The sequence below is a fragment of the Nonomuraea sp. NPDC046570 genome, assembly GCF_040645915.1.
Classification (GTDB): Bacteria; Actinomycetota; Actinomycetes; order Streptosporangiales; family Streptosporangiaceae; genus Nonomuraea.
Genome location: NZ_JBEYZF010000005.1, coordinates 69886 through 87426, shown reverse-complemented (window position 1 = coordinate 87426; position 17541 = coordinate 69886). Strand labels below are relative to the sequence as shown.

Below are 17541 nucleotides of genomic sequence, written 5' to 3'. Positions count from 1 at the left end.
GTCATTCTCCGATGGTTCAGGGGGGTTTGGGGTCTAGCCAGCGCGTCCATGCGTAGGGTCATCGTGGCCTTGTGGATCGCTGGTGGCATCCTGTTCGGGTTGGGGACCGTCGGCGATGTCGCTGGAGTCTGGACGGGTATTCCCTTTCTGACGAACATGATCACGGCCTTGACCGGCTTCTGCTTCGCCGTCCCCTTCGCAGTGCTGGTGCTCCAGGAGCTGGCCCGTCAGCAGGCGAGCCAGGCTGCACGCCGCGCGACCCTGGCGGACGCTCGTCTCCTTGTCCTGCGCCTTGCCGTGCAAGGGGAGAAGCTGCAGAACATTTCGACCCCGTACCTGGGTGCCGGCGAACTCTCTCTTCGTGAACCAGTGCGGGAACACATAGACCGCGCGCTCAATCTCGCGGCCCCAGCACGCAGGCAGGACCTTGAACACCAAGGCATAGAGGAGTTGGCCTCCAGGCTGGCCGGCCTCTGCAGCTTGGTGGTGGAGACATGGGAGGACAATTTCGGACGCTGGCACGACGTGCTGGAAGCGGTGAGGGAGCTCAACACGGTCTGTCTGCAACTCGACCGAGACGTGCGCGGACGCCTCATTCTGCAGGGGATCAACTGGCCTATCGCCGACCAGCTCCAACGTGTTCAACGGGCCAGCGATGACTTGAGCCTGCTGGGACGACCCTTCCACGTCGGCGGCAGCACGGTTTCAAGCCGGAGCGATCACGAACCGTGGATCTCACGTATCAGACAGCAGGAAAGCAACCTGAGGCTTGCGCATGGCGCTGAGGAACTGGGTGAATCGCTGGACTCACTGCACGAAGCCTTTCAGCGGGCAGCCGAGGACCATACCGCCCGCTACCTACTGAATCAGGCGGTCCACGACCTTGTCGGGCGCTGCGACAGGCTCGCCCGCGATCTTCCCCTTCTATAGACCATTAGCGCCGCGAGGCGACACCCTGCACGGGGGTCGGTTTGATGAGGTCAGCGTAGGCCTCGGAACGGGCGTGGTGCTCGTCCGGTGCGGCGGCATGGGGACAAGGAGGGACCAAGGGGTCGTGTCCGGGGGCCGGGAGCGGGGAACGCGCTGGTAGAAGGTGGGTACCGGGGGTGGTGGGAGTTATGTGGGGTGATGAGCGGCAGCGGCGCCGACAGGCTTCTCTTTCGACGGGGATGTTCGTGGCGGGGCTTGTCGGCGTCACCGTGGTGGTGGTCGGCCTCGGGGCGTTCACGGGTACGGCGTTGCGGCTGGTGCCGTTGCTGGTCTTCCTGCCGTCGATCGTCTCGGGGTTGGGCACGGTCCAGCAGACGGCCCTCGCGTCCGTGTGGGTGGTCTTGGTGGTGACCGCGTCCGTGGCCTCTCTGGGCGGCGACCTCGGCGCCAATCTCGTCGCGACCGGGTTCACGGCCGTGTTCGGCGTGCTGAGCGTGCTCGGATGCCGGTACCGGGTGGGGCGCGAGCAGGAGATCGACCGGTTGCGTTCGGCGGCGGCCGCACTGCAGCGCCAGATCCTTCGCCCGCTGCCGCTGCGCACCGGGCAGGTCGCCGTGGACGGCATGTACCAGCCGGTCGAGGAGGACACCATGGTCGGCGGCGACATGTACGAGGTGATCGCCCGCCGGGACAGAACCAGGGTGCTGATCGCGGACGTACAGGGCAAAGGACTGTCCGCGATCGGGACCGCGTTCGCCGTCCTGAGCGCGTTCAGGGAGGCGGCCTATCGGGAGACCACGCTCGTCGACGTGGTGAACGCGCTGGAGAACGCCGTGCTCAGGCACAACGCGTTCGCCGTGGAGACCGGCGAGCCCGAGCGCTTCGTCACCGCCCTCGTGCTCGACATCGGCCCGGAGCAGGTCGAAGCCGTCAACTGCGGGCACATCGCGCCGTACCTCGTCCACGACGGCCGCGCCGGGCAGGTGCCCCTCGGGGAGCCCGCCGTACCCCTCGGCCTGGCCGGACTGACCACCGAGGCGCGACGTGGCGCGTGGTTCGCCTTCCCGCCCGGGGCGACCGTCCTGCTGTGCACCGACGGCGTCACCGAGGCCCGCGACCCGGCAGGCTCCTTCTACCCTCTGGAGGAGCGCCTGCGCGCATGGGCCCGCATCCCCTCGATCCAGCTCGCCGAGACTCTGAGCACCGACCTGCACAACTTCACCGGAGCCGCTCCGCCCGACGACATCGCCGTCCTCACCCTGCGCCGGTGACCTTGCCGACCTGTCGATAAGCCACCCACCCTGGCCGAGCCCGAGCAGGTGGCGGCGCAACAGGGCCGACTTGCCTCCACGCCGTACGGCACGCGCGCAGCCGTCGAGGTGCCGGCGCCTGTTTGTGGTGCGGCTCGACGCGATGCCACAGCCCGGTGCCGCGATGGCCTCGGCCTACGAGCGCCTCTTCGAAGGTGCGTTCGCTGAGCGCGTTGACCGCGGGCTCGACGGCCTCGGCACGCTCAACGACGGCGTTCATCAACTCAACGGGAGACAACTGTCGAGACCGGAACAACCGCAGAGCCTCAGTCGCGGACAGATAGGCCAGATCGGTCACTTGATCACACTCCTTGTCGCAGGGTGGTGGAGGCAGGGGAATCCTCGATCATCCGATCCGCCTTCTGATCGGGAGCCGAAGCGTCGCGCCGTCCGACCCGCCGAGGTGCAGAGTCTGCCTCGCCGGCCGGGACGACGACGCGTGCCATGGATCTTCGTCATTGCCAGGGTGCACGAGATAGAGCGGGAAGCAGGAGCTGCTGATCGCCAGGCGCAGGCGATGCCCGGGGCGGACCCGGTAGGCGGTGTCGCCGAGGCGCACGCGTACTCGGGCCGGACCAACGGCGGTGGACGCGATCTCCGCGCCCTCCAGCACCATGCGTGCCCGCCCGGAGGGGAAGACGTCGAGCAACCGCACGATCACGTGGGTGGACGATGCGGCGCTGTCCACCGTCAGCGCGACCTCCACCGGCCCCACGATGTCGAACGGGGTGTTCTGCGCCTCCCCGGTGAAGGTCGCCACGTCATCGCGCGAATGGACGACCTGCTCGTCCGGAAGCCCGGAGAGCTGGCTCCACTCGACGTCGACCAGGTAGGGAACCGGGTTCTGGGGGTCGTGGGTCCACGAGACGCGCGTGCCTGTGCCGCCCGGCCGGTTGCGGAGCGAACCGCCGTCCGCTCCGGACAGCGCGCGCTCCCCTTCCGTCAGGTGCAGCTCGACCAGATCGACGTCCCCGCCCGGCCAGCGGTCGGCGATCTGCCATCCGGAGTTCGCGACCCGGTACCGGACCCGCGGAGCCCGCCACGGGCCTGGACGGCCCGACAGATAGTGGTCCAGGAACCGGATGGGTTCGTCGAGCATCCTGGGCAGGTAGCGCACGAGCGCGTCGTCGTCGACCTCGTGGTCCTCGATGGGGGCGCCGTCCTCGCGCAGCTCGAAGTCTTCGTGATCCGTCGCGTTCATGCGAAGGAACTGGTGCGCCGCGGCCGGCGACGAGCCGACCCAGCGCCAGTCGTCGAGCTGGCTCCGCTGGAGGTTGTCCCACCAACCACCCATGTGGAGCGCGGGGAGCTTCATGACCGGGGCGGGAGACCCGGTGGGAAACGCGCGCCGCAACAGTGAGCTGTCGCCGCAGGCGCGGACGAGATCTCCGAGGAGCGTGCCCATGTGAGCCGCGTACTCGGGGAGCGGGTGAAGCCCCGCCAGCGGCTTGGCCGGTAGGACGGGCCCGTCGAGCATCCCTTCCGTCGTGAAGGTGTGCAGGACCCACTCGTAAAGCGGAAGCTTGGGCACGACATCGGGCGAGAACATGTCCATGAATCGCGAGCCGGTGACGCGCGGCACGATCGCACGCAACGCGGAGTGGCCACTGGACACCGCGGCCCACTGGGTGAAGCCGTAATAGGAGTCTCCCAGCATGCCCACCGTGCCGTCGCTCCATGGCTGCGCCACGATCCACTCGATCGTCTCGTAGCCGTCGGCGGCCTCGTTCACAAAAGGAAAGCGCTCACCCTCGGAACGGAACTTTCCGCGGACGTCCTGAGCCACGACCGCGAAACCGTGAGCGGTGAGGTAGGCGGCGATCTCCGGCATGAAGGTATAGCGCCCACACTTGTCGTACGGCAGGCGCACCAGCACGGTCGGCAGGTTCTGCCGGTTGGACTCGGGCAGGTAGACGTCTGTGGCCAGGCGCACACCGTCACGCAGGCGCAGCATCGTGGCGTCGGCGCGTGCGTCGACCGGTGCGGGGACGCTGCTCCAGCGGGGGCGAGTGGAATCGATGCTCATGGACGGAACCAAATCTCCTCGGATGTAGGGAAGGGGAAGAAGGGTGGCATCGGTGAACCGCGGACAGGTCCACGCTTCGGATGCGAGGCTGAGCGCCTCTAGACGGCGCCGATCATCGCGGCCCAGGGCATCTGCAGGTACGCGAACGACGCGGGCGCGCCCGTGATGCGCTTGCTCATGTACAGCTGCTGGTAGGGAGCGGCGAGTGGGATGACGAGGCGTTCCGGCGTGTAGAGCGCCTGGGCCTTGACGAAGAGCTCGGCCGATTCGCGCGGGTCGGCCGTGTGCAGTCCCTCGTCCATGAGCCGGCGAACCTCCGGATCGTCATAGCCCGTCCAGTTGAACAGGCCGTCGGCCCGGAGGTAGTTGTCCGGGTAGGAGATCGGATTGGCGAACTCGCTGTAGCCCATGGCGTAGACCAGGTCGACGTCCTTGCGGCGGTCGGCGTTGTAGAAGAGGTCGGAGAACTCCGTCGGCTGGATCTGCCTGATCGTCATGGTGAGCCCGATCTCCTTGGCGGCCGCCTGGACGAAGGTCAGGATCTGCAACCCCGTCTGGTCGCCGGCGGGCATCGCCGCCACGAACGAGCGATCCGATGGGTTGGCCTCGGCGACGAGCGCCCGCGCCCCCTGCAGATCGGGCTTCGTGGTGTCCTCCAGCTTCGCGTACGCCTCTTCGAAGATCGTCCGCGTGGGGCCGGTCCCCCACATGCCCGGCGGGACCATGGTGTTCAGTGGCTCCGCTGCCGGACCGAACACGTTCTTGACCAGAGAGGCCTTGTCTATGGCCAGATCAAGCGCCTTCCGCACCCGCGGATCGGCCATCGGGCCGGTCTTCTGGGCGGGAAGGAGCTCCACCATCTGGGTGCTCGGCCCGAGGTACAGCGTGCCGGACCCGGAGTTGGAGAGCACGGGATAGCTCGTGCTCGGCGGGCCGTACGTTCCGTCGACCTCTCCGGCGAGCAGCGCGCTCGTCAGCGTGCTCGAATCGCTGATGAAGGTGAAGACGACCTTCCTGGTTCTGGCCGACCGGGTCTTGTCCCAGTACCGGTCGTTGCGGGTGAGCGTGATGTCCGCTCCGGGCGTCCACTTCTCCAGCGCGAAGGGTCCGGTGCACATCACACCCCCCTTCGGCGTCCCGTAGGCGGCGCCAGCCTTCTCGACGTAGGCCTTCTGGGAGATCAGACCCGCCGCGGTGGCCATCGACTGCTCGAAGATGGCGCTCGGCTTCGAGAACCGGACCGTGACCTGCGCCGGTCCCGTCTGCTTGACGGAGGTCACGGCGCCGTACGTCGACGACCAGAATGAGCCGAGCTTCTTGTCCCGTGTGTGCCGTTCCAGGCTGTATACGACGTCCTCCGGTGTGAGCGGGTCGCCGTTGGTGAACGTCACGCCTGGCCGCAGGTCGTACACGATCGTCCGGTCGTCGGGACGTGTGATCTTCTCCGCCAGGCCGGGCTCGATGCTGAAGTCGGCGTTCATCCGCGTCAGGCCCTCGCACAGGTTTCCTTCGACGGTGCTTCCGGGATAGTCGCCGGTCAGGGCGGGATCGAGTGACGTCGGCTCCCCGTTGGGCAGTGCCCAGGTCACCCGCTCCAGGTGCCCGGTGCCCGGCGCCGTGGTGTACGTCACCGACTTCTCCAGGTCTTCTCGCGAGACCTGCGCGGCCGGTTTGGCGGCACACCCCACTACCAGCGACGATGCCGCGAGAGCCGCAGTCAGGGCGATGAACGGACGGCCGGCGGCGACCGCTGGGCGGCGTCCGGGCGGCACGTGGATTCGATCCTTCATCAGAAGGACTCCTTCGGTTGGCTGTGGAGGGCGGGGGTGACCGTTTCAGGCCGGCGTGCGGCGGCGCGGCGTCCAGCCCGGACGTGGCACCGATGCGAGAAGCCGCCGGGTGTACGGGTGCACCGGCTGTTCCAGCACGCTCGCGACCGTGCCGCGCTCGACGATGCGTCCTGAGTGCATGACGACGACGTCGTCGCAGAGCTGTTGAACGACGGCGAGATCGTGCGTGATGAACAGGTAGGCGACACCGCTCGCATCGCGGACGTCGGCGAGCACGTTGAGGACCTGGGCCTGAATCGACACGTCGAGAGCGGCGACGGCTTCATCCAGGATCAGAATCTTCGGCTCCGCGGCGAGGGCGCGGGCGATGGCGACCCGCTGCCGCTGTCCCCCCGACAGCGCGCGCGGCAGCGCGCCTGCCTGCCGTTCGTCGAGACCGACCTGGTCCAGCAGTTCGTCGATCCGGCGTTCGCGGGCCCGCGCGTCCAGGTCGAAGTGGAGCGTGAGCACTTCGGCCAGGCAGTCACGGACCCGCTGGCGGGGGTCGAGCGATGAGTATGGATCCTGGAAGACGATCTGCACCTGGCGGCCTCGCCGCCGGCGACGTGCGGAGCCCATGCGGGTGCGGACCTGTTCCACCCCATCGATCAGGACCACACCCGACGTGGCTCGTTCGAGCCCCACGATGAGGCGAGCACAGGTGGTCTTGCCGGAGCCCGACTCGCCCACGACGGCCAGGCTGCCTCCGGGAGCCAGGGTGAAGCTCTCGCCGTGCAGGGCCGTGAACTCACCGTCGGGACAGTCATCGCTGACTCCGACGGGGTATACCTTGCGCAGGTCGCGTACCTCGAGGACGGGATGGCTCATCGGGCACCCCCGTCACTGTCCGCGGATCCGGACTCCTCGATGCGGTGGCAGGCGACCCGCCCGCCAGGCACGCGGGCGGGGACGGGGCGTTCCCGGCGGCAGCGGTCGTGCACCAGCGGGCAGCGGGTGGCGAACGCGCAACCGGCGCTCACCTCGAACGCCGAGATCGGCCTGCCCTCGATCGTCGGGAGACGACGCTCACGACGTCCCAGCTTCGGGCGTGCGGCCAGCAGGCCCTTGGCGTACGGATGCGACGGGTCCAGGCCGGACGGGCCGGTCTTCCGTTCCTCCACGATCGACCCGGCGTACATGACGGCGATCGAGTCGCAGACCGCGGCGGCGAGGTCGAGGTCGTGCGTGATGAAGAGCATGGCGAGCCCCCTCTCGCGGCGCAGCTCGTCGATGATCGCTACGACCTCCTCCTGGGTGGTGACGTCGAGGGCGGTCGTCGGTTCGTCGGCCAGAAGCAGCTCCGGCTCGGTGGACAGCGCGGCAGCGATCATCACTCGCTGCAGCAGCCCGCCGGAGAGCTCGTGCGGGTACTGGCCCAGGCGCCGGTCGACGTCCGCGATCCCCACGGCGCGCATCAGCGGGGAGATCCGCTCACGGGCCCGCGAGGCCGAGAGCCGGCCGTCCAGCATCACGCCTTCGACGAGGAAGTCCCCGATCGTCCGCACGGGATTGATGTGCGCCCGGGGGTCCTGGAAGACCATGCCCACCCGGGTCGCCCGCCACCCGCGTAGCGCGCGCCGGTCCATGGCGGGGATCGAGACCCCGTCGAACCGTATGTCGCCGGACAGGCGAGCCCCCTGAGGGAGCAGGCGCATCACCGCCCGGGTCGTCATGGACTTCCCTGATCCGGACTCGCCGACGAGAGCGACCGCCTCGCCCGCCCGGATGTCGAGCGACACGTCGTGGATGACGGTCCGCATCCCCTTCCCGGCGGGGAGCTCCACCCGGAGCCGATCGATCGACAGCAGGGCGCTCATCGGTCGTCTCCCAGAAATGACTTGGCCAGTCCCTGACCGAGCACGTTGAAGGACACCACGGCGACGACGATGGTCAGCCCGGCGTACAAGGACTGCTCGATGTGACCGGCGATGATCGACGGCTGGCCGTTCGCCACCATCAGTCCCCATTCGGGGGCTGGAGGCTGGGTTCCCAGGCCGAGGAAGGAGATGGCCGACAGATCGAGTAGCGCGTAGCCGAAGGACACGGTCGCCTGCACGATCAGCAACGGGAGCAGGTTGGGGACCAGATGCCGGACACAGATGGCGAGGGCGCCGAAGCCCTGCACCTCGAGCGCGGCGATGTAGGGGAGGTTGCGCTGGCGGATCGCGGCGGTGCGCAGCACCCGGGCGATGTAGGGCACGTAGGAGATCGACAGGGCCGCGACGGGGGCGAGGAGCCCGGGCCCGATGACCGCCGCCGCGATGATCGCGAGGACGAGGCCGGGGAACGCGAAGATCACGTCCAGGGTTCGCGAGACGAGCGCGTCGAATCGTCCGCCGACCCAGGCGGCGGAGACGGCGACGACCGTGCCGACGACGGCCGCGACGAGAACGACGATCGCCGGGCCGAGGAGGCTGGCGCGTGCGCCGTGCAGCAGTCGCGACAGGATGTCCCGTCCCGCGTCGTCCGTGCCCAGCAGGTGGGCGGTGCTCGGCCCCTGGTACACGGCGGACGCGTCGACCTGCGTCGGGTCGTACGGCGCGACGATCGGCGCGAACACGGCGGCGAGGGTGAACAGCGCCACGACGGCGCAGGCCACGACGGTGAGGGCGTCGAAACGCGTGCCCCACCCGATGGTCTCGCGGACCTCGGGCTCGGGGGCCATCTGGAGGACGCTCACGCGGCCGCCCTCCCCTTGGCCCGCTGGCCGAGTAGCGTGTTGGAGACGTCGACCAGCATGTTGACCACCACGAACGCGGCGACGACCACCAGCGAGACCGCTTGGACGATCGCGAGATCCTGTTTGGCCGCGCTCTGCACGAGAAGCGCCCCGATTCCGTTGATCCCGAATGCCTGCTCCGCCACCGCCGTACCCGCGAAGAGTCCGGCGACGGTCAGGCCGCTGACGGTGAGGATCGGACCCGAGGCGTTGCGCAGGACGTGACGGCGCAGCAGCGACCGTTCGGGAACACCGCGACCGCGAGCGGTGTCGACGTGCTCGGAACGCATCTCTTCGCGTACGGCGGCCCGCGTCACCTGAGCCACGTACGCGATCCAGGAGAAGGCCAGCGCGAAGGCGGGCAGGGTCAGGTGCCACAACCGGTCGACCAGGCCGCTTCCCGCGCCGAAGACGGGGAACCACCCGAGTCCCGTGGCGAAGAGCGCGACGAAGATGACGGCCATCACGAAGGTGGGCGCGCCCATCATCACCGTCGTGGCCAGCGTGATCGCGGCGCCGACGCGCCTCTCCTGCCACGCGGCGAGGACACCGAGCCCCACACCGGCAACGAGGATGACAACCGCCGCATAGGCGACGAGCAGGATCGTGGTCAGCGCTCGACCGGCGATAAGATCGCTGACCGGGCTGCGGTAGACGAGCGACGTCCCGAAGTCGCCGTGAACGGCCCCGGAAAGCCAGCGGAGGTAGCTCTGCCAGAAGGGCTCATCGAGGTGGAACTGCCTGCGGATCGCCGCCAGCGCCTCGGGGTTCGGCTTGCTCCCCCCGACGAGCAACGACGCCGGATCGCCCGGGACGATGAACATGGCACCATAGATCACCACGCTGGCCACGCCCAGCGTCGTCGCAAGTGCGGTTAGTCGGCCAATCACTGATCGTGTTCGTGAAGCTGCTCTGGAAGTGATGGTGACACTCCCCTCTGTGCTGGTGAGATCACGCGAGCCCCGTGAAGAGGACGGGGCCGGTTGATGTAACGTTGTTATATGACGTTGTTGCAGGAAGCTATACGCTCCACCGAAGGAGCGTCAAGAACCGATTCCTGCGGCATCGCACAGACATGTCGCACCGCTCGCAGGATGTCGTGACAGGGCGAGCGCGCGCCTGGTGGAGTCCAGGCTGGCCGGCGCCGTGCCCGCGGCGGCGCCGGCGCACGACGACCACGGTCGTCACGCGGGCAAGAGCCGAAGAAACCAGCAGCCGAGAAGGATCGTGGTCAGCCAATGCCGATCGAGATCGACATCACCGAGCGTCTTGAGCGGATCGCCGAGGCCACGCTGCGTGTGGCCGAACGCGACGGACCGGCGGCGGTCACCATCCGGGCGGTCGCGGCCGAGCTCGGCGGCTCGACCGCTGTGGTCACCAACTACCTCGCGACCCGCTCCGACCTCCTGGTCAACGCAATCCGCTACGCACAACGCGGCTGGCGGGAAGATCTGGACAACCACGTCAATCCGTACGGAGGGGCGCAGTATCTGCGCGCCTACATGGCCTGGTCCTCAGGAACAGTCGGCCCCGACCGCGCTGTGCGGCAGATATGGCTCGACGTGGCCGCCAAAGCCGAGTCGCGCAGCGCGGCGTTCGAGGTGCTGCGCCAGGACGCCGTCGAACATCACCGCATGCTGCGCGCCGCCGTGGCCGAGGCGGGCGTGTCCGACACCGACTTCGCGGCCGATGTGCTCTACCTGCTGCTCCGCGGCTTCTATTTCGCCGGCACCGAGGACCCCGAACTGTGGACGGACGAACGGGTCGGTATGGCCATCTCCCGGCTGACCGATCTGTTCATCGGCGGCCTGGGGTCGCGTCCGGAGACCGCGGGCGGGACGCCGAAGCCGTAGCGGGGGCCGCCTTCCTCACCGCCGTGGCCCTGACCACGGCCGCCTTCCCGACCGCGTCCGCCGTCGCCTCCGTCCCGCGTTCCGAGCCCGCCAGGCCGCTGACCATCCTGCTCAGCAACGACGACGGTTACAGTGCCCCGGGCGTGTCCGCCGTGGTGGCGCTGACCGTGCTCCCCGTCAGGTCGGTCCGCTGAGCCCTGGGGCCGAGTCGCGGGCTTTCAGAAGGGAGAGGAAGGCGCGGAACAGCCCCGGCATGTCGATCTCGTCGGGGGCGAGCAGCCACTGGAGCTGGAGTCCGTCCATCACCGCGAACATCAGCGGGGCGGCCTGCTCGGGGGTGAGGCCGGCGGGCAGCTCGTCGCCGAGTTCGGCGCGGATCACCTCGGCCATCCAGACACGGGCGGTTCCGTAGCGCTCCTTGAAGAAGTCCCTGGCCGGGTGGTTCTCGATCACGCTCTCCGCGGAGAGCACGGTGAAGGACTGCACGATGCCGCGGCGCTGCTCGTTGTACTCGACCAGCGCGGCCACGGTGTCCAGCGTGATCGCTCCCCCCTCACCGGGCAGCACGAGCACGTCGAGGTTGCGCTCGTCGCGCAGCCGCAGAACCTCGGCGAGCAGCCGATCCTTGCTCGGGAAGTAATGCAGCACCCCCTGCTGGCTGAGGCCCACCCGTTCGGCGATCGACGCGATCGACGCCCCCGTGTAGCCGCGTTCGGCGAACACGTCGAGCGCGGCCAGCAGGATCTCCTCCCGTCGGCTCTCACGCGATCCCCCGCGCCGCACCATGCGTCAACTCCTCTCGCCGCGCCGAGCCTAACGCGATCACTAAGCATAACGATTGCATATTATGACCTACCGACCACTCGGTAATCGCAGGCATACTCCGGAGGGGAAGCGCGGCCCGCGCTCTTCCTCTTCGCCCGGGTCGGCGTGATCGTGGGCGTGGTTCTGGTCACTCGCATCAAGGGGGTTCGCTGACCGTGACGGACATCGAGCACGACGACATCGTGGAACAAGCGCTGAGCAAACTCGACCTGGACACCAAAGTGCGTATTCTCGCCGGTCAGGACATGTGGAGCCTGCCCTCGGTGCCCAGCGTCGGCCTCGATTCGATCGTCATGTCGGACGGGCCGATCGGCGTCCGAGGCGTCACATGGGCGGGCGACCCGTCCGTCGCCCTGCCGAGCCCGACCGCACAGGCCGCGACCTGGGACGTGGCGCTGATCCGCCGCGTCGGCAACCTGTTGGCCCAGGAGGCCCACCGCAAGGGCGTTCACGTGCTGCTGGCGCCGACCGTCAACCTGCACCGCTCCCCCCTCGGCGGCCGGCACTTCGAGTGCTACTCCGAGGACCCGGTGCTGAGCGGCGAGATCGCCGCCGCGTACGTCACCGGAGTCCAGGAGGGCGGGGTCGCCGTCACGGTCAAGCACTTCGCGGCCAACGACTCCGAGACCGAGCGGATGACCGTCAACGTCCTGGTCGGCGAGCGCGCCCTGCGCGAGCTCTACCTGGCCCCCTTCGAGCTCGTGGTGAAGAAGGCGGGGCCGTTCGGCGTCATGGCGGCCTACAACAGCGTCAACGGGCCCACCATGACAGAGCATGACAAGCTGCAGAACAAGGTCCTGCGCGAGGAGTGGGGATTCGACGGCGTCATCGTCTCCGACTGGATGGCCGCCCGCGACACGATCCGCGCCGCGCTCGGCGGGCTCGACATCGCCATGCCCGGCCCCGCCACCGTGTACGGCCCGGCGCTCGCGGCGGCCGTACGCGCCGGAGAGCTGGGCGAGGAGGTCGTGGACGAGCACGTACGCCGGGTGCTGACCCTGGCCCGCCGGGTGGGCGCCCTGGAGGGCGCGCCCCGCGCCGAGCCCCTTCCGGCCGTCGATGGGGAGGCGCTGGCCCGTGAGGTCGCGGCGGCGTCGTTCACGCTGGTGCGCAACGACGGCGTCCTGCCGTTCGGCCCGGACACCAGCGTGGCCCTCGTCGGAGGAGCGGCGAAGGAGGCCCGCGTGATGGGCGGGGGCAGCGCGCAGGTCACCCCCTCCCATGTCGTCTCGCCGTACGACGGGTTCGTGTCCGCGGGGGTCCAGATGGTGTACGCCCGCGGGGCCGACCCCGGCAGCAGGCTCAACCCGGCGCGCTTCCCGATGCGCGCGGTCTGCCGGGCGGAGGACGGGCGAGTGCTCGGCGATTTCCCGCTGTCCGAGGGGTTGGTCAAGTGGTTCGGCGAGATGCCGGAAGGCGTGGTCTTCCAGGAGCTGCACAGCCTCGAGATCACCGGCACGTTCACTCCCCCAGTCGGCGGCGTGCACCGGCTCTCGATCGAGGGGTTCGGCCCCTTTCGGCTCGTCGTCGGCGGGCAAACCCGCTTCGACGGGACGATCGTCCCGGAAGACGATGACCTGATCGCGTTGCTCATGGCGCCGCCGCACACCGTCGTCGACGTGGAACTGCGTGCCGGGGAGCCGGTCGACGTCCAGCTCGAGTACACGGTGCCCGTGGCCGAACTGCCGCTCCCCTTCGTCAGCGCCACGCTCGGCCACCGGGAGCCGTCGCTCGGTCCGGACGAGCTGATCGAGGAGGCCGTACGGGTCGCCTCGGCGGCGGACGTCGCCGTGGTCGTTGTGGCCACCACCACCGAGGTGGAGAGCGAGGGCTTCGACCGCACCTCGCTGAAGCTGCCCGGCCGCCAGGACGAGCTGGTGTCCCGGGTGGCCGCCGCCAACCCGCGGACGGTCGTCGTGGTCAACGCCGGCTCCCCGGTGGAGATGCCGTGGCGGGAAGAGGTCGCGGCCATCCTGCTCACCTGGTTCCCCGGCCAGGAGGGCGGCCACGCGCTGGCCGACGTGCTGCTCGGCCGTACGGAGCCGGGCGGCCGCCTGCCGACCACCTGGCCCGGCGTGCTCGAGGACTGCCCGGTCATCGACGTCACCCCCGTCGACGGCGAGCTGCGGTACGAGGAGGGCGTCTTCGTCGGCTACCGCGCCTGGGAGCGGTCGGGTACGGCTCCCGCCTACGGGTTCGGAGCCGGTCTCGGATACACGACCTGGCTCTACGAGTCCGCCGAGTACGCCGACGGGACGCTCACCGTCCGGATGCGCAACACCGGCGACCGTCCCGGCCGCGAGGTGGCGCAGGTCTACCTGGCCCCCGCGGTGCCCGACGAGTCCCGGCCCGCCCGCTGGCTGGCCGGGTTCGCCGTCGCCGAGGCCGGCCCCGGCGAGACCGCCGGGGTGTCCGTCGAGATCCCGCGCCGCGCGGCCGAGGTCTGGAGCGAGCACGGCTGGCGCCTGGTCTCCGGGGACTACGTGCTCCAGACCGGGCATTCACTCGACGACATCCGCCTCACCACCGCCCTGACCTTGTAGGAGTGATTCAGGCGATACGGGTCAGGCGGACGAGGGCGCTGGCGTGGTCAGTGCCCGGCAGTTCGAGGGGCAGGCCGTGCGCCAGGAGGACGGCCCCGTGGTGGACGGCACCCGTGTCGTCGTCGCGGTAGCGGGCGTCCGGGTCCAGGCCGCGCAGCCGCAGCGGGACGGGCGGGGCCCCGAAGCGGGAGGAGAGCCGCCAGGCGAGCACGACCACCCGGTCGTCGGCGACGTACTGCGCGCCGGTCAGCGGCGGCTCTCCCAGCCGGTGGTGAACGCCGTGCTGGACGACCGGCCGGATCTCCTTGTAGATCGCGACCAGCTCCGCCGCCTCCGCACGCTCGGCGCCGCTCCAGCGCGACAGGTCGCCGCCCACGCCGAGCACGCCGGCCATCGCCACGTGGAAGCGGAACCGGAGCGGCAGCTCCCGGCCGGTCAGGAAGTGCGGGCTGTCGGTCACCCAGGCCGCCATCGTGCGGGCGGGATAGATCTGCCCGTACCCGTGCTGGATCGCGATCCGGTCGGCGGCGTCGGTGTTGTCGGAGGTCCATGCCTCGTCGGTACGGCGCAGCACGCCGAGGTCGACCCGGCCGCCGCCGCCCGCGCACGCCTCGATCCGCAGCCGGGGGTGGTCGGCGCGCAGCCGGTCCATCACCTCGTAGACGCCGCGCACGTGCTCGATCCACACCCGGCCCGGGTCGCCGGCCCCGGGCCGTCCCGCCTCGGTGAAGGCCCGGTTCATGTCCCATTTGAGGAAGTCGATCGCGTGTCCGGCCACCAGCCGATCCAGCCAGTCGTGCGCCCACTCGGTCACCTCGGGCCGCCCGAAGTCGAGCACCAGTTGGTTGCGCAGCAGCGTGCTGCGCCGGTCCGGCTGACGCAGCACCCAGTCGGGATGGGCGCGGTAGAGGTCGCTGTCCTGATTGACCATCTCCGGCTCCACCCAGATCCCGAACCGCATGCCGAGCCGGTGCACCTCGGCGATCAGCCCGTCCAGCCCCGCGGGGAACTTGCCGGGGTTCGGCGTCCAGTCGCCGAGCCCGGCCTCGTCAGTGTCGCGCGCGCCGAACCAGCCGTCGTCCATGACGAACAGCTCCGCGCCGACCTCGGCCGCCAGGCCCGCCAGGCGCTTCTGCCCCTCCTCCGTCACCGCCCAGCCGGTCGCCTCCCAGGAGTTGTAGAGCACCGGACGCGACTCGGAGGCGGCGGGCAACACGTGCCGCGCGATGTAGTCGTGCCAGGACCGGCTCGTCCCGCCGAACCCGTCGGGGCGGTACAAACCCGCGAACACCGGCGTCTCCAGCGTCTCGCCCGGCTCCAGCCGCCAGGTGACGCCCTCGTGGCCGAACCCGCCGCTCCAGCTCAGGCGTTCGGCGGGCGAACGGTGCAGCGTGATCCGCCAGCTCCCGCTCCAGGCCAGCGCGGAGCTCCACACCTCGCCGTACTCCTCGCCGGCCGCGCCGTCATCGATCATGACCCACGGATTGGCGTGGTGCCCGGACACACCCCTGCGGCTGGTCAGCACGGTCTCGCCCCCGGGCGCGGCGTCGCGGCGCAGCCGGAACTCGCTCCCCCACGCCCCGGTCACGTGGCTCAGCCGGTAGGCGGCCAGATGGGGAACCGCCCACGAGGCCGAATCGGCGCGCAGCAGCTCGATCGGCGCGCCGTCCCCGGTGTGCCGCAGCACGGTCCACCGTTCCAGCACGTCGACGTCCGCGTGCACGCGGTAGTGCAGCTCGACGGCGAGCGGATGGTGCCGGTCGCTCAGCAGGATCGTCAGGTGGCCGCCGTCCACCGCGTGGCCGTCGTACCGCCACTCGATCTCCTGGCCGCCGCCGGGGAAGCGGACCTGGAGCGCGGACGGCCCGAACCCGGTGACGGGCAGCTCCGCCCCGTCCGCCCGCGGGTGCTCGAAGCTGCTGTCCGCCGGGTCGCGGAACCGCGGCACCGCCGCCGCCTGCTCCAGCGTCAGCGGGCGTCCCCAGTGCACGTGCCGCGGCGTGCCGTCGTCGTCCAGCCCCAGCGCGTACGTGGTCGTCGGCGTGCTGAGCAGCCAGATCCGGTGCCGGGGGTCGTACTCGATCACGGTGGGGCACTCCTCGCGGGGGGTCGGCGTCGGTCCGGGAAATGTATCGCCGATCCGCGTCGAATTAAATTCTTGACGAAGTTAATTAGTTGACCCTACGGTGACTCGCATGCCGAGAAGCCAGGGCTCCGGGGCGCCCATCACCAGCCCCGCCGCCAGCGCGGTCTTCACCATGGTCCTCACCCGGGGCCCGGTGAGCAGGGTCGACGTGTGCAGGCTCACCGGCCTCTCGTCGGCGGCGGTGACCAAAGCCGCCCGCCCCCTGATCGAGGCGGGCTACCTGCGGGAACTGGCCCCCACCGAGCGGACGGCGCCCGGCGCGGGCAGGCCCGCCAGCCCGCTGGCGATCGCGCCCGAACGCGAGTACTTCATCGGCATCAAGATCACCGGCGATGACCTCATCGGCGTGGTCACCGACCTCGGCTCCCGGATCGTCGCCGCTCGCCACCACGCCGTACCCGGCTTCGACGTGCGGACCGACGCCTCCGCCTCCCCCATGGAGCCCGCCGACGTGGTCGCGGCCCTCGCCGCGATCGTCACCGAACTGCTGGACGAGCAGCCCGGATTCCGGGAGCGGACCCACCGGCTCGGGGTCGCCATCTCCGGCGACGTCGACCGCGCCGCCGGCATCGTGCGCTACTCGCCCTTCCTCGGCTGGCGGGACGTCCCGCTCGCCGCGCTGCTGAACGAGGCCACCGGGCTCACCACCACCCTGGAGAACGACGTCAAGGCGCTCGCGGCGGCCGAGCAGTGGTTCGGCGCGGGCGTCGGCGCGTCCTCCTTCGCACTGGTCACCATCGGCACCGGCATAGGCAGCGCGTTCGTCGTCAACGGCGGTCTCGTCTCAGGCGCGTTCGGCGTGTCCGGGGAGATCGGCCACGTGCCGATCGGCGTCGAGGGACCGCGCTGCCACTGCGGCGCGACGGGCTGCCTGGAGGCGGTGGCCTCGACCCAGGCACTGCTCACCGAGGCTCGCCGCGCTACAGGAGTGGACGACCTCACCATCGACCAGGCGGTCGATCTGGCCCGCTCGGGCGACCAGGTCCTCCGCAAGGTCTTCGCCGTCGCCGGCCGGGCCATCGGCCTCGGCCTGGCCGTGGTGGCGAACCTCCTCGGCCCGGAGAGCCTCGTGGTCTCCGGCGAGGGACTCGACGCCTACGACCTGTTCGAGGAATCGATCCGCGAGGCGTTCTCCGCCCAGGCGTACGGCAGCGCGGGGCGGTGCGGTCTCATCATCCGTCCGCTGCCGTTCGAGGAATGGGCGCGCGGCGCGGCGGCCGTCGCCGTCCAGTCCCTGGTCACATCCTCAGGCTAGGGAGCATTCCGCGGATCCCCGCCACGGCGAAGCCGAGCGGATCCGCGCATCACGACCCAGCACCGTCTCCGGGGACACAGGCCCGCCTCATGGGCCGACGGGCGC

Annotated in this window: 15 protein-coding genes; 6 read left to right on the top strand and 9 right to left on the bottom strand. The window is 70.0% G+C overall.

Annotated features, from left to right (window positions below; translation table 11 throughout):
- Nucleotides 1-48: 48 nt before the first annotated feature.
- Together ABZ911_RS10575 and ABZ911_RS10570 are read left to right on the top strand one after the other, a co-directional pair.
- Nucleotides 49-930, top strand: a complete 882-nt coding sequence (locus ABZ911_RS10575; protein WP_358054180.1) for a hypothetical protein — start codon at nucleotides 49-51, stop codon at nucleotides 928-930.
- Between the two features lie 239 nt (nucleotides 931-1169).
- A complete protein-coding gene (locus tag ABZ911_RS10570; protein ID WP_358054178.1) occupies nucleotides 1170-2201 on the top strand; it encodes a PP2C family protein-serine/threonine phosphatase in 1032 nt (343 codons plus the stop codon).
- Here the strand turns inward: ABZ911_RS10570 and ABZ911_RS10565 are convergent.
- From ABZ911_RS10565 to ABZ911_RS10535, 7 genes are all read right to left on the bottom strand, one after another.
- Nucleotides 2185-2538, bottom strand: coding sequence for a hypothetical protein (locus ABZ911_RS10565; RefSeq protein WP_358054176.1), 354 nt, complete (start codon nucleotides 2536-2538; stop codon nucleotides 2185-2187). The genes ABZ911_RS10570 and ABZ911_RS10565 overlap by 17 nt on opposite strands.
- Before the next feature lie 48 nt (nucleotides 2539-2586).
- Complete coding sequence (locus ABZ911_RS10560; RefSeq protein WP_358054174.1) at nucleotides 2587-4266, bottom strand: CocE/NonD family hydrolase; 1680 nt, start codon at nucleotides 4264-4266, stop codon at nucleotides 2587-2589.
- A 98-nt stretch (nucleotides 4267-4364) separates the two neighbouring features.
- Complete coding sequence (locus tag ABZ911_RS10555; RefSeq protein ID WP_358054172.1) at nucleotides 4365-6056, bottom strand: ABC transporter substrate-binding protein; 1692 nt, start codon at nucleotides 6054-6056, stop codon at nucleotides 4365-4367.
- 45 nt (nucleotides 6057-6101) lie between these two features.
- Nucleotides 6102-6923 carry an ATP-binding cassette domain-containing protein gene (locus ABZ911_RS10550; RefSeq protein ID WP_358054170.1) on the bottom strand — a complete coding sequence of 274 codons (822 nt, stop codon included), beginning with the start codon at nucleotides 6921-6923 and terminating at the stop codon, nucleotides 6102-6104.
- Nucleotides 6920-7912: an ABC transporter ATP-binding protein gene (locus ABZ911_RS10545; RefSeq protein ID WP_358054168.1), complete on the bottom strand. Its 993-nt coding sequence runs from the start codon at nucleotides 7910-7912 to the stop codon at nucleotides 6920-6922. Before ABZ911_RS10545 ends, ABZ911_RS10550 begins: the two co-directional genes overlap by 4 nt.
- Nucleotides 7909-8775 carry an ABC transporter permease gene (locus ABZ911_RS10540; protein WP_358054166.1) on the bottom strand — a complete coding sequence of 289 codons (867 nt, stop codon included), beginning with the start codon at nucleotides 8773-8775 and terminating at the stop codon, nucleotides 7909-7911. Before ABZ911_RS10540 ends, ABZ911_RS10545 begins: the two co-directional genes overlap by 4 nt.
- A complete protein-coding gene (locus ABZ911_RS10535) occupies nucleotides 8772-9704 on the bottom strand; it encodes an ABC transporter permease (RefSeq protein WP_358054164.1) in 933 nt (310 codons plus the stop codon). Before ABZ911_RS10535 ends, ABZ911_RS10540 begins: the two co-directional genes overlap by 4 nt.
- Before the next feature lie 348 nt (nucleotides 9705-10052).
- Here ABZ911_RS10535 and ABZ911_RS10530 point away from each other — a divergent pair, with 348 nt between their 5' ends.
- Together ABZ911_RS10530 and ABZ911_RS10525 are read left to right on the top strand one after the other, a co-directional pair.
- Complete coding sequence (locus ABZ911_RS10530) at nucleotides 10053-10667, top strand: hypothetical protein (RefSeq protein WP_358054162.1); 615 nt, start codon at nucleotides 10053-10055, stop codon at nucleotides 10665-10667.
- 23 nt (nucleotides 10668-10690) lie between these two features.
- Nucleotides 10691-10861: a hypothetical protein gene (locus tag ABZ911_RS10525; protein WP_358054160.1), complete on the top strand. Its 171-nt coding sequence runs from the start codon at nucleotides 10691-10693 to the stop codon at nucleotides 10859-10861.
- Here the strand turns inward: ABZ911_RS10525 and ABZ911_RS10520 are convergent.
- Complete coding sequence (locus ABZ911_RS10520) at nucleotides 10845-11453, bottom strand: TetR/AcrR family transcriptional regulator (protein WP_358054158.1); 609 nt, start codon at nucleotides 11451-11453, stop codon at nucleotides 10845-10847. The two genes, ABZ911_RS10525 and ABZ911_RS10520, sit on opposite strands and share 17 nt — an antisense overlap.
- Nucleotides 11454-11647: 194 nt before the next feature.
- On the opposite strand from ABZ911_RS10520, the gene ABZ911_RS10515 reads away from it, so the two are divergent.
- On the top strand, nucleotides 11648-14035 hold the full coding sequence (locus tag ABZ911_RS10515) for a glycoside hydrolase family 3 C-terminal domain-containing protein (RefSeq protein WP_358054156.1): 2388 nt from the start codon (nucleotides 11648-11650) through the stop codon (nucleotides 14033-14035).
- 7 nt (nucleotides 14036-14042) lie between these two features.
- Here the strand turns inward: ABZ911_RS10515 and ABZ911_RS10510 are convergent, their stop codons facing one another.
- A complete protein-coding gene (locus tag ABZ911_RS10510; RefSeq protein WP_358054154.1) occupies nucleotides 14043-16121 on the bottom strand; it encodes an alpha-galactosidase in 2079 nt (692 codons plus the stop codon).
- Between the two features lie 109 nt (nucleotides 16122-16230).
- Between ABZ911_RS10510 and ABZ911_RS10505 the strand changes: the two genes are divergently transcribed.
- Entirely contained in the window at nucleotides 16231-17436 is a 1206-nt protein-coding gene (locus tag ABZ911_RS10505) for an ROK family protein (RefSeq protein ID WP_358054152.1), read from the top strand.
- Nucleotides 17437-17541: the final 105 nt, after the last annotated feature.